We start from the raw sequence: 12249 nt of genomic DNA on the forward strand, positions 1-12249 counted from the left end.
TGGTGTCGCGGTCATGAGCAACGGAATTGTAGCGAGGCGGGCAGCCAGCTTCATGCAGCACCGGGCGGTAGTAAGTGTCCGCCCGGAGGGGGCGGGGCTCTATAGGAGTCGCTACCGACGATCGTTACACAGAGATCGTAGGGCATCGCCTCAACGTGGCTCCTCTAGCTTGGCGGGCGTGGGCGAGAAGGCGGTAGTCGGTAGGGCAGGTGGTGGGGTGCCAGCCTTCGCCGCCGCGTCTTCCCGTTGCATTCTGTCACGCACGCCGCCTTCGACGCTGCGGCCTTCCGGGACGGGCCGGTGGACCGAACCCGCAGTGGGTGCCAGCGGCGTGCCCCGACTGATCTCGGCGCGGTGAATGTTGGCCGAGATCCGCTCGGTCAGGTCGGGGAAGATGTGGTGTGCCGAGGAGGCGGCCTTTGCCTTCCATCCCACCGGCAGTTCTTCGCGCGGATGGAGCGAAACCCAGACCAGCGCCTGCACGACCTTCTCCGGCCCATCCATCATCGCCATGCGGTCGGTATGGCCGCTATAGTTGGCAGTGTGCTGGAAGAAGGGCGTATCGACCGCCCAGGGCATGACGGTCGCCACCTTTATCGTCTTGCCGTGCCCGGCGTGGCGAAGTTCCTCGTTGAGCGACCGGCCGAGGCTTAGCACGCCAGCCTTCGTTGCCGCGTAGGTGCCGTGATAGGCAAGTGGGATCTCGCTTTCGACCGATCCCATGTTCACCAGGGTGCCTTGGCCTTGGATCAGGAAGCGCCGCACAGCGGCATGGCTGCCATAGATCACGCCCTTCAGGTTCACGTCGACGATGCGCGAATAATCCGCGACCGGCACGTCCCAGAAGCGTCCCGTCGCGCCGACCCCGGCGATGTTCATCCACACATCGATGCGGCCAAAACGCGCCGTCGCCGCATTAGCCAGCGCCTCGACCTGCGCGGGATCGGCAACGTCGGTAGTGACGACCAGTGCCTGCCCGCCGCCTGCGCGCACCTTGGCGGCAACCTCCTCCAGCAGATCGGTCCGCCGTGCTGCCAGGACGACGTTGGCGCGCAACGCCCCCAGCCGAAGTGCGGCACCCTGACCAAACCCGCTCGATGCGCCGACGATCACATAGGTGCGTCCGGCGACCCGCGACAGTTCGCTCCGTGCGAGATGCGTTGAGGTGGCGCACCCGCCGAGCGAGAGCGCAGCCAGAACTGCGGGGGCAAGTAGCATGTGGGCCCGGCGGCGCACTGTTCAGGCTCCATCCGACTGGGCGACGTCGATGCCGTTGCCGGTCGAGATCTGCGCCATGTCGCCAGCCTGGGGAGGCGGCAAGGAATCCTGCGTGTCACGGCCGCGCAACAGTCTCCAGGCCAGCGCACCGCCCCCCAGCATCACGGCCGCGGTCAGTGCCGGGCGCTTGGTCGCCTTCACGTACAGGCTGCCGCCGCGCATCAAATGCGGCTCGTGCGTGCCACGTTCGTGCCCGCCATAGCCGGCCTCGAACAACGCCCGCCGGTGATCGCCGCTTGCCTTGCGGGTTCGCGACTGTTGCGACGTGTACATCAGCGTCTCCATCACACGATCGGTGAAGCGCGGCGCCACCGCGCCGAGCACGGCGGCGAACTTCGCCTGGCTGCCGACGAACATGTCGCGCTTGGGATGCGCAGCGCACCAGAGGATCGCCTCCGCTACGGCCTCGGGCGGGTAGATCATGCCGCGGTGGACAGGCTGCATCGGCATGAAATTGCCCGCATGTTCGTTGTACGGCGTGTCGATCCGCCCAGGATGGATCAGCGAGACCGAAACCGGCCAGCCCTCATGCTCCACCTCCTGCCGCAGCGACCCGGTAAAGCCGTGCAACGCGAACTTGGCGGACGCGTAAGTGCTTTGCACCGCCGGCGCCTTGTCGCCGAAGAAACTGCCGATGTTGACGATCGCGCCGGGTTTATCGGCATCGCGGAAGTGCCGGACCGCAGCAAGCGAGCCATAGACCGTACCCCAGTACACCGTGTCGAACATGCGGCGCCATTCCGGCATCGGCACATCCCACAGTCTGCCGAAGATCGAGATGCCGGCATTATTGACCCAGGTGTCGAACCCGCCGAACTCAGCCACCGCGACATCGACGACGCGCGCGACATCCGCCTCGTTGCCTACGTCGCAGATGACAAAGGCGGCGCGGCCACCGGCGCCCCGGATCTCATCAACCAGCGCACGAAGCGCTTCTTCGTTTCGCGCGGCGGCGATGACTGCAGCACCGGCCTTCGCCGCCATCCGGGCCGTCACCAGTCCTATGCCACTGCTTGCACCGGTGATGATGATCGTCTGTTCGGACAAAGGCTTCAAAGTCATGGAACAACCTCATAAATCTAGGTTAAATACTTGAGCTAAAATAAGAAAAAGCTCGTTTTGCCGTCAACGAAGTCGGCCTTCGAGAGTTCAGAGATCATGACAAATACTTTGCCTGACGAATTGGTGCGGCTGACCGCCATGGAGACTGCCGCGGTACTGGCCGTCGTCGGCGGGCCGCTCGTCGCGAAAGGCGTCATGGTTCGGCGCCCGTGGGTCGTCGGCGTATTGCACGCAACCGGCATCGAGCGATCCGCGGTGGCCCTGCTCCAGCGACTGCGTCGCCGATACGGCGATGGCCCGGTGATGCTGCGCCTGCCCGGCCGCGAGCAAGCTGTGCTGCTGTCGCCCGACCATGTCCGCCGCGTGCTCGCCGAAACACCCGAGCCGTTCGAGACGGACAGCAGCGAGAAACACGCGACGCTCGCGCATTTCGAGCCGAAAGGTTCGTTGATTTCGCGCGGTACGGCACGTACCGAGCGGCGCGCGCTCAACGACCGGGCACTCGAAAGCAATCGCCCGATCCATTCGCTTGCGCCGCGGTTCCAGGATATCATCGCGGAGGAGATCGCCGCCTTGCTGCAGATGAGCGGTGAGACGGGCGAACTCGGCTGGGGCGCCTTCAAGGATCACTGGTTCCGCATCGCCCGTCGATGCCTGTTCGGCGATCACGCCGCGGACGATCAGGCGTTGACGGACATGCTGATCCGGTTGCGCAGCGCCGGCAATTGGGCGTTCCTTCATCCCAAAAGACGCGCGTTGCGCGCGCGCTTCCTGTCACGTGTCGCCGCCTATCTTCACGCGCCGGCGCCAGGAACGCTGGCCGAGCGCCTCGCGGCGCATGCAACAAGTCGGGCCGCGGCGGAGGACCAAGTGGGGCAATGGCTGTTCGCCTTCGATGCGGCGGGTATCGCCACGTTCCGCGCGCTTGCCGTCCTCGCGTCCACCGACCGGCTCATGGAACGTGCCCGTGACGACGCCGTACCAGAGATGCCGTTCCTGCGCGCATGCCTGCTCGAATCGGTGCGGCTGTGGCCGACCACTCCGGCGATCCTGCGACAGAGCGACCGGGCCACCGACTGGAACGGCAGCATGATGCCGAAGGATACCGGCGTTCTCATCCACGCACCGTTCCTGCACCGCGACGACGAGCGTCTCCCCTTCGCGCACCGGTTCGCGCCCGACGCGTGGCTCGACGGTGATCCGGCGGTATGGCCGCTGATCCCGTTCAGTGCCGGGCCGGGCGAATGCCCTGCGAAGAATCTCGTTCTGCTGCTCGCTAGCAACACGCTGGCCGCGATGCTGGATGGGCACCGGTTCGCACTGCCACCTTCACGCCGGATCGACCCTGACCAGCTCCCGGCAACGTTCGACCAGTTCTCGCTCGTGCTCCACGTGCGCCTCGCGAATTGATCGGAGAACACGGAGACTGGTTGGTGGATGTCCGACTTGGGTCGCAGCGCAAAGGATGCATGAGCCGCCCATTGTCTTCCAGCGCAAAGCCACGCCAGTAGCTAAGCTGTTCAACTCTGAGGAGAATTGCGGTCACGGCGCCCTTGGTCGTCAGGTCGGTAGGCGAAGTGGTCGCCCTCGCGCAACGCGTGAAGGGTGATGTCGTGCATCGACAGCACGCGGTCGGGTTTCGGCTAGGCGACGTTGGAGCGGGCAACGGCAGCGGGTCGCCACCGGCGCTGAACCAGACAAGATGCCCTTCTGCATGACACGCCATCGCAGGCGTCATCGGATCTTTGGCGTTGAGGAAACAGTGGCGTCAGCCAGAGAATCGGCACCAGCTCAACATGCTTGGGATGGCTTACTAGAGTTAGCCTCGTGCGCACGGGAGCGATTGAATGCCTGTCCGACCGTATGCGACGAGGACGACCCAATCATAGTGGAAAGCGACCAGCACGCGTTAGGCCTTAAATCCTCACAATGGTCAGGCAGGCCAGCGCCGCCTTGCCCATGAACCACGCCGGGCTTGTCGGAGGTTCCAACTCTTGAGAGGATGAGCCTGCATGGAGATCGCCTTCGTCGGAGTCCGGTTCACTGTCGCTCGCGATCCACTTTTTCACCGGACAGGGGTGAGCAGAGTCTGATTTCATCGTTCTCTTTGCCGGGGGGGGATGTCGGCTATCATGTGTCTGGCGTCAGGCAGGTCGCGTCAGTTGCGGACGTTTTTCTGGCGATCTCCCAAACGCTGATACGCCTTAGCTCTCATCGAAAGTGCCCAAGCGTCATTAGGATCTTGAGCGATCGCCTTGCCGAAAAGCCGGATCGCTTCATCCGTTTCGCCGCGCGCCATGGCAAGAAGGGCCTCCCCATGCAGCAGAGTCAGGTTGGATGGATCGCTCTTCCTGATGACCGCGAAGTCCTGCTCGGCGCGTGCGCGATCGTTCTTCCAAGCGTAAGCAACGCCGCGACTGGCGAGCGTGATCGCGTTTGTGGGCTGCAGTTTGTACGCGTCGGTGAAGTCGGCGATTGCCTGATCAAACCTGCCCGAGTCCAGGTGAATGAGGCCGCGGTTCTGCAAGGCTTCGACATTCTCCGGGTCAATGCCGATTGCCGCGCTGTAGTCCGCGAGGGCCTGTCGATGGTCGCCGAGCTGCGCATGTACGAGCCCGAGATTGTAGTGAGACGAACTGTCTTGCGGGTTGAGGCGGATCGCGTTTGTGTAGTCCAGGCCGGCGCGACTGTAATTGCCTGCACGGTAGTAGGCCGATCCGCGCGAGGCGATCACGCCGGACCGGTCGTCTTCCGCATGATCGGCTAGCAATCGATCACAGGCCGCTATCTCGTCCTGCGGCGTGCGCTCGTTTTTCCAATCATGGCAGCGGTCACGAAGCGCCTGAACTGGAGCGTCGACAAGCGACTGCACGCCGAAGACGAGCATGAACGCCGCGAGCAGCGCGTTCCATGCCATGGAGGCCCAGTAACGTTTCGGCTGCTCAGTGCGATCAAACCGCCAACTCGCTCCGCGGACCATAGGCTCGACGCTGCCCGTCATCACACCCTTGACGACCCACCAAAGCGCGATGGCACCAAAACCGACCAACAGGATCGGCATGAAGCTCGGCGATCGCGCGAATTCGGCAGCGGCGTCCGTGAAAATGAAGATTGCGAGCGCCGCCAAGCCGATCAGGATCGCGCTGTTCTTTATCAACGCGGTCGGTGACCTCCAGCTGAGGTCTTCCGCAGACTGCGTGATGTCGCGCCTTGATGGCGACCATGCAACGTGCCGAAGGGCGTAGCGCATTGGCATCCAAGCGATCGCCCCGATGAGAAGCAGTAGCCAGACTTTGACGGGAACAGCATCGAACATAGACCGTGATGCTGACTGACCGATCTTACTCGCGCAATAGCTCGCGCAATCTGTCCGCAGATAGGTGCGCGATTGGCAGGGCTTGCCGCCCGCTGCAACGTAGCAATCGGGCGTTTCTCGGCCGGCAGAATTCCAAAATGCGTGTGGTGCGCCCGCTCACCGCGACCGCGTTTGGCCGCCACGCCTTTCCCGATTGAGATCGAGAAATGGGACTCCAAGCCTTCAGAACGGAATTGCTGTTCCCATCAGGAACATAGTAACACCGCAGGAAGCCGCGAAATTTACCACTTCAGGTAACCGCGTGTTTGGTTCCTCCGCCTAATATCCATCATATGGCCAACCTTGATGAGGAAGCGCGTCTCGACGCCTTGTATAAGCTCAACCTGCTTGATACTCCGCCGACCGAGAGCTTCGACCGGATCACCCGGATGGCAAGTCAGATCTTTGGCCTGCCCATATCCGCGGTCTCCCTAACCGATCACGACAGGCAGTGGTTCAAGTCCCGCGTAGGCGTGGAGCATATGTCTATCCCGCGCGATAAGGCACCCTGTGCGCGCGTGGCCGAGAGTGCCGAGGTCGTCCTGATCCCTGACCTCCTCGCGGACGATTGTTATCGGAGCAGCGTTCTGGCTGGGCAGGGAGTGCGCTTCTATGCCGGCGCCCCGCTCGTTACTCGGGATGGCTTTGGCCTGGGTGCATTGTGCGTACTCGGCATGGAGCCAAGAACGGCTTCGCCAGCCGAGATGGCGGCGCTGAACGATCTGGCGCAAATGGTCATGTCGCAGATCGAGCTTCAGCACGCCTTTGGCCGTGTCGATCCGCTCAGCGGACTGCCAAACCGGACGCAGTTCCTCGACGACCTCGACGATCTGGGCAGAGACGATCCCGGTCGGCGCAGGCTGGCGGTGCTCTTGGACCTCGCCCGCGCCGAGCAACTCAATGCGGGTGCCCGCGTCATGGGTTCCAGCTACGTTGACGACATGGTGCAGGAAGCCACCCTTGCACTCAGGGCCATTCTGGGTTCGTCTCGCACAGCCTACCACGTCGCAGCCACGCAGTTCGCCTTTCTTGCTCGCCCCGATGTTGACGAGGATGCCTACGTAGCGGAGCTTGGAGCGCTGCTGGACCAGCTTCGCGCCGGATCGCAAGCACGCTTCGTTATGTCCGCGGCGATCGGTCTGGCGCCCTTCGTGACTGGTCAAACATCGTCACGCGACGTTTTGCGAACAGCTCACAGCGCAGCACTGGAGGCGCGGACGGCCGAGACGGCGGTCAGCGTCTACTCGGCGTCGAAGGATAGTGCACACCGTCGCAGGTTCCGGCTTCTCAACGATTTTGGACCGGCGCTCGATCAGGCCGGTCAGCTGCGGCTGGTCTTCCAGCCGCGGGTAGATCTCGTCACGCGCACGTGCGTCGGCGCGGAGGCCCTGCTTCGCTGGGCGCATCCCGTGCTGGGCGAGGTCTCACCAGGCGAGTTCATCCCGATCCTGGAACAGACTTCGCTGGCGCGCCCGACGACCGCCTGGGTGCTCGATGCCGGCCTGAAGCAGCTTGGCACCTGGTGCGCGGCAGGGATTGGCATCCAGCTTTCGATCAACATCTCGGCTGCAAATCTCGACGAGAGGGACTTCGCGCAACGCGTTCAACTCTATCTTCTCAAGCACAGCGTTCCCGCTGCGATGCTCGAGCTCGAAGTGACCGAGAGCGCCATTATGGATAACTCCGGCCAGGCAATCGGTCAGCTTGCCACGCTGGAAGCCGCTGGGGTTCGTATCGCAATTGACGATTTCGGCACGGGCTACAGTAGCCTTGCCTACCTCCAGCGCCTCCCGGCGCAGGTCGTAAAGATCGATCAGACGTTCGTCCGCGATCTCGCCAAGGGTGAGCGGGAGCAGACCCTGGTGCGCTCGATGATTTCGCTATCGCACGAGCTGGGGTACCGTGTGGTTGCCGAGGGTATCGAGACAGCAGAAGCGGCGGAGATGCTGACAGAAATGGGCTGCGACGAGGGCCAAGGCTACTACTTCGCTCGCCCCATGGAGTTGCCGGACTTTGAGCGATGGATCCAAAGCTATAGCTTGTTACCGGCGGCTGCCTGATCGGGTAACTGCAGCCCCAGCTATCGTTCGATACCGTTGCTGATTGTCGTCGGCGGCATCCGTCGACGATGCTGCTGGCATTGCCGTGGCTTCTAGCGATCTGCCGGGTCGTTGATTTCCAGAAAATCTTGAAGTGTGCGTTGTAGATGATCCTGATCTGCCAAATCGCCCATGAGCACTACGCGTTTGGCAGCCGCGGTTGCAATGAGGGTCGGGGTCACGACCACGCCATCGATGATCGCGCGCTTGGGCTGTGAAAAGACGTCTATTATCTCCAGCTCTGGCGATAGCGCGCCCTTCATCCCTTCAAGGGCAATGGCAAGATTGTGCTGAGCGCGAACCGAATTCGGTGTCGAGCGCGCGATGTACAGTCGCAGACGGGCGACGATCGTTCCGGGCGCAAGGCTGGCTGGGGATGACGGACCGCGAGGGGTGATGTCGTTCAGGGTCACTTACTTATCCACGCCAAGGTCAACAGGGGCACCGCTGAGAACATCGGGAACGAGGCTGTCATCCCCGGAGCGCCGCAGGCCAAGCCGCTCGATCGCCGACACCCGGCCGACCTCGACGCGGCTTTTCTCCGCGACCCTGACCAGGTCTGCCTCCCGTTGTTTCCAAGACAGTTCCAACGTCGCTGCATGGACGCGCGCATGCGCTTCAGCGAGTTCGCGTTCGAGGTCGAGCCTCTGCCGCTCCGCAGCGATGTCGCCCAGCACGTGCAGGCGTTCCGCTTCTGCCTCTTTTTGGGCACGCGCACTGCCCATCAGCACCTCGCCCTCGGCGACATAGACGTCGACCAGATCGATTCCGGAAGCGTCCAGCACCAGTTCGCGCACCTGGTTGGAATGGCCTGTGCCGCGCGACTTGATGATCGTCAGCGCGCGGTTGCGCTCGCCGTCGCGGGCAACGTACGAAACGTGGATCCAGGTATCGGCGATCGTCGAGATCTGGCTTTCCGAAAGCTCTGCGTCGCCCGCCGCCTGATCGAGCAAGGACGTGCACAGCACGGTGATACCGAGCGACTTCGCGGTATCGAGCAGGTTCTCGCAGATCATCGCTGAAAAGGGATAGTCCGCCTTAGGCAAGGCCGAAATCGGATCGATCACCAAGCAGTCGGGTTTCTGTGCCTTGATCAGCTTGCGGATCTCGATGAAATGTTCTTCCGGGCTGCGTCCGCCGGACAGGAACGAAGCAATGGTCAACAGCCCGGTGTCGACGTGCGGTGCCATATCAATGCCGATTGATGTCATGTTGGCGACGATCTGCGCCACGCTCTCGTCGAAGCTGATGAGCAACGCGCGATCGCCGCGCGCGCACGAAGCAACTGCGAAACTTGCGCCCAGGCTGGTTTTTGATGTTCCGGGTGAACCTGAAATCAGCGTGCTGCTACCGCGCAGATAGCCGCCGTTGAGCAGCGCATCGAGCCGTCCGACGCCCGACGACACACGGTCAGTGAACATCGGATAGGCGACACGTGCGCCCTTGAAGGCGATGACATCGATTCCCGATGGGCCGATCACCACGGGGACCGGGTTGGCGGCAAAGCCCGAGCCGCGATATTTGGCGATACGGATTGCGCGTGACGATCCGGTGGCGGTAACAGTCTCGGCAAGGATGATCAGGCAGTCGGTCATGTATTGCAGGAAATCTGCGCGGATCTGATCGCGATCACCCGCGCCGAATGTCTTGACGGTGACGATCGCCGAGACGTCTGATCGACGGATCCAGCTATCGAGCCGCAGCAATTCCTGCCGCTCGAGCCTCTCGTCGTGCAAGCTGCTCAGCAGCATGTCGATGCCGTCGAACACGACGTTGCAGGCGCCGATCTCCTCCTTCAACGCGGTCAAGCCAGCGAGTAAGCCTTCAAGGTCGAAGGCGCCTGTAACCACGGCATTTTCCGGGATCCGCGCGTCGATGAAGAAGAACCGGCCTTCGTCCAGCGCTTCGACGCACCAGTCAAACGATGCGACGTTGCTGCGGATGCGGTCGATCGGCTCCTCAAACGTGACGAAGATGCAAGGCTCACCAAGGTCGACAAGGCGGTTCATTAAAGTCTGAAGTGCAAAGACGGTTTTACCGGCCCCGGCCGCGCCGATGATCGCGGTAAGCCGCCCTCGCGGCAGCCCGCCGCCACTAATCTCGTCAAAGCCCTGTATGCCGGTAATGACTTTTTTGACGGGCTGCGCGCTGGAGTCATCCAACGCGTGAGCCGGCTCTGGCATGGACGTCATATTGTCTGACCTTCTGAACTGAGTCGGCGTTCTGGAGCAACACTCAGTTCGCCTAGCGGCAACCGAACGCCGTTCGAGAGCATCCAGGCAAAATCCTCAGGCAGCAGCGGCATGCTGAAGAGATAGCCTTGTCCGATCACGCAACCCTCACGGTGCAAGAAATCGCGCTGCATTTCTGTTTCGATCCCCTCGGCAACCAAAGCTAGCCCCATGCTGCGCGCAAGCGAGATGATTGCGCGAATAATCAGCGCGTCGGTAGACTCGAGCACCAGCTTGCGGACAAAGATCTGATCGATTTTGAGCTTGTCGATTGGGAAGTCACGCAAGTAGCGAAACGTGGCATGACCACTGCCGAAATCGTCGATCGTTAGGGTGAAACCCATCGTTCGTAGCGCGTTCAGGGATGCCATGATCTGGGGCGATGGCTCAATCAGCACGCCCTCGGTCAGTTCGATCTCGAAGTCTTTCGCACTTGCGCCACTTGATCGTAGGGCGTCCTCAACCAAAGCGATAAAATCGGGGTCGAGCAGCTGGATACCCGAGACGTTGATCGCAATCGGCGGCGGGGCGAGGCCGGCATCCTGCCAGCTTCGGTGCTGGCACATCGCGCGCGCGAGTACCCAGTGCCCGAGTTGCCCTATCAGACCCATTTTCTCGGCCAGTGGGATGAATAGATCAGGACGCTGCATGTCCAGTGTGGGGTGACGCCATCGCACCAGCGCCTCGGCCGAAACGATGTCGCCGGAGGCCAGATCGACCAGTGGCTGGTAGTGCAACTCCAATTCGTCGTTTGCGATCGCGTGTTCGAGCGAGTGCGCCAGGACATTCTGGTTTCGAAAGCGATCATCCCGCTCGCTGGAGTAGGCGACTGGCGTACCGGGGCCCGCTTGCTTTGCCCATCGCAAGGCAAGTTCCGCCCGTTTTATCAGTTCGCCCGCGTCATATCGTTCGGGGGCTCCCCCGGGCTGGATATTCTCCTCCAGCGCCGCACCTACATAGGTCCGGATGGCAACGTCTTGTCCGCCAACGTGGATTGATGCTGTAAGTGAAACGACTGTGGAGCGTGCTGCGTTCGCCAGGGCGTCTTCGGTACCGCAGTCCGGGATTAGCACGGCGAATTCGTCGCCTCCGAGGCGAGCGGCGGTACCTGCAAAGCCAGTGGCAATTTTGCCAAGCCTTTGCGCGGTCTCGCACAGTACGGCGTCGGCAAGCGTTTGGCCCAGTCGATCGTTGAGGGCGCCGAACGCCTCGATGTCGATATACAGAATCCCGCACCGGCTGGTTTGGCGCCCGCTATCGTCCACCTGCAGCTCGAGCGCCTTACGCCACGCGGCTCGCGTGAGAAGGCCCGTCAGCGGGTCACGAAGAGCCTGGTTCGCGATCTCGCTTTCCCATCTCTTCTCGGCGGCGATCTCGATCGCGAGGCCGTCCCATACGGTATCGCCGTTTGACATTCGCCGTGGTGGCGCGTCGCTACGCATCCAATGCGTGGCGCCGTCAGCCGAAATGAGCCTGAACTCCTCTCGGAAAATCGATAAGTTGGCGGCCGAATTACGGACCGCAGCGAACAACTCAGCATGGTCATCGGGGTGGACATGGTCGTAAAATGCTGTTCCGACTTCCGCGTCCCCAATGCCAAGCAATCGACGCAACGAAGGGCTGATATAGAGAACCTCGATCGAGCCGTCCGTGCGCATGATCCGGCGATACACATAGCCGGGGATGTTATTTGCTATGCTGGCAAGCCTAGTATCTGCCTCCGCCTGTGCTGCCGCGGTGATTTGTGCCGTGTCAGCGACGTGCTGTACGCCAATATAATGGGTAACGCGCCCAGATCCGTCGCGTACCGGGTCGACGGTCACATCGTTCCAGAACGGCGTCCCGTCTTTGCGGTAGTTCAGGATGGTGCGCTGGATGCCCGTCCCGGCAGCAATTGCCGCGCGGATGTCGTCGCAAACCAGGCTATCTGTGTCGGGCCCCTGCAGAAATCGACAGTTCTGGCCCATTACCTCCTCAAGCGAATATCCGGAAAGCGCGGTGAACGCAGCATTCGCAAAGATGATCGGCTGATCGTCCCCGACCGCATCCGTGATAAGAATGGAGCAGGATGTCGCCCCCAGAGCGGCTAAGGCTGCACGTTCTGAAATACTCACCCTGTCATGCACGATTCGCTACCGGCGAGCGTGTCAATCGGAATGGTATTATCATCAGATAAGATTTGGATAGTTACAGGGGGGCAAAGACAAATCTGAAAATCTCCGAC

Annotated in this window: 8 protein-coding genes; 2 read left to right on the top strand and 6 right to left on the bottom strand. The window is 62.0% G+C overall.

Annotation, left to right across the window (positions count from 1 at the left end; translation table 11 throughout):
- Positions 1-150: 150 nt before the first annotated feature.
- Both AC1MLZ_RS13485 and AC1MLZ_RS13490 read right to left on the bottom strand, forming a co-directional pair.
- Positions 151-1236, bottom strand: coding sequence for an SDR family NAD(P)-dependent oxidoreductase (locus AC1MLZ_RS13485; RefSeq protein WP_480958916.1), 1086 nt, complete (start codon positions 1234-1236; stop codon positions 151-153).
- 3 nt (positions 1237-1239) lie between these two features.
- Complete coding sequence (locus AC1MLZ_RS13490; protein ID WP_480958917.1) at positions 1240-2340, bottom strand: SDR family oxidoreductase; 1101 nt, start codon at positions 2338-2340, stop codon at positions 1240-1242.
- A gap of 96 nt (positions 2341-2436) precedes the next feature.
- Here AC1MLZ_RS13490 and AC1MLZ_RS13495 point away from each other — a divergent pair, with 96 nt between their 5' ends.
- Complete coding sequence (locus tag AC1MLZ_RS13495; RefSeq protein ID WP_480958918.1) at positions 2437-3750, top strand: cytochrome P450; 1314 nt, start codon at positions 2437-2439, stop codon at positions 3748-3750.
- 748 nt (positions 3751-4498) lie between these two features.
- On the opposite strand, the gene AC1MLZ_RS13500 is transcribed toward AC1MLZ_RS13495, so the two are convergent.
- Positions 4499-5656 carry a tetratricopeptide repeat protein gene (locus tag AC1MLZ_RS13500; RefSeq protein WP_480958919.1) on the bottom strand — a complete coding sequence of 386 codons (1158 nt, stop codon included), beginning with the start codon at positions 5654-5656 and terminating at the stop codon, positions 4499-4501.
- A 332-nt stretch (positions 5657-5988) separates the two neighbouring features.
- Between AC1MLZ_RS13500 and AC1MLZ_RS13505 the strand changes: the two genes are divergently transcribed.
- A complete protein-coding gene (locus tag AC1MLZ_RS13505) occupies positions 5989-7755 on the top strand; it encodes a sensor domain-containing phosphodiesterase (RefSeq protein ID WP_480958920.1) in 1767 nt (588 codons plus the stop codon).
- A gap of 92 nt (positions 7756-7847) precedes the next feature.
- Here AC1MLZ_RS13505 and AC1MLZ_RS13510 read toward each other — a convergent pair whose 3' ends face one another.
- From AC1MLZ_RS13510 to AC1MLZ_RS13520, 3 genes are read right to left on the bottom strand one after another with little or no spacing between them, the layout of a single operon-like run.
- A complete protein-coding gene (locus AC1MLZ_RS13510; RefSeq protein ID WP_480958921.1) occupies positions 7848-8207 on the bottom strand; it encodes a circadian clock KaiB family protein in 360 nt (119 codons plus the stop codon).
- Positions 8208-9986, bottom strand: a complete 1779-nt coding sequence (gene kaiC / locus AC1MLZ_RS13515; protein ID WP_480958922.1) for a circadian clock protein KaiC — start codon at positions 9984-9986, stop codon at positions 8208-8210.
- Entirely contained in the window at positions 9983-12139 is a 2157-nt protein-coding gene (locus AC1MLZ_RS13520) for a putative bifunctional diguanylate cyclase/phosphodiesterase (protein WP_480958923.1), read from the bottom strand. Before AC1MLZ_RS13520 ends, kaiC begins: the two co-directional genes overlap by 4 nt.
- Between the last annotated feature and the right edge of the window lie 110 nt (positions 12140-12249).

This window comes from Sphingomonas sp. PEI4, from assembly GCF_056679955.1.